This is a genomic window from Oleiphilus sp. HI0067 (genome assembly GCF_001635735.1).
On record NZ_LWFI01001610.1, the window covers coordinates 1 to 562 of the forward strand.

Below are 562 nucleotides of genomic sequence, written 5' to 3' on the forward strand. Positions count from 1 at the left end.
AGTATTTGTACACCAAACATAGCGTTAATGAATCCAATTTCACTTAAACCACTAACCATGCCTTCAGATGCATATAAAATAGTGCCTGTCAGATTACCCGAGTCCATGATGACGACGATACCGCGCGCTAACCCGATAACCAATGCAACACCTAGTAACTCACGTGCACCTTCTACAAATGTGTTACTAAACTCTTCTTCACCCATTCTAGCGACAATCGCTACAAGAATAGAGGAGGCTAAGAATAGTGCCGACATCTCAGCCATCCACCAACCTAGTACAGATACTCCGTAAACTAGCAGGGCGAATGTTCCCGAAAAAATAAGCAAAATAATATTTTGAGTACCAGTCAAGTTATCGCTGATGCTGCTGTCAGTAGTCAGAAAATGTTTTTTGTTGCTCTCAGCCATTTCAGCGACGAGTGATTTTGACGGATCATTTTTGACCATTTTGGCGTAACGCATGACATACAAGATGCCAATCACTAAGCCTGCAACCAGAATAAATAGTCGATAGCTCAGGCCTTCAGTAAATGGAATGCCTGCAGCTTGTGATGCAATAA

Annotated in this window: 1 pseudogene; it reads right to left on the reverse strand. The window is 42.2% G+C overall.

Annotated features, from left to right (window positions below):
- Window positions 1–562, reverse strand: a pseudogene (locus A3739_RS26125) (YfcC family protein); the annotation flags it as partial.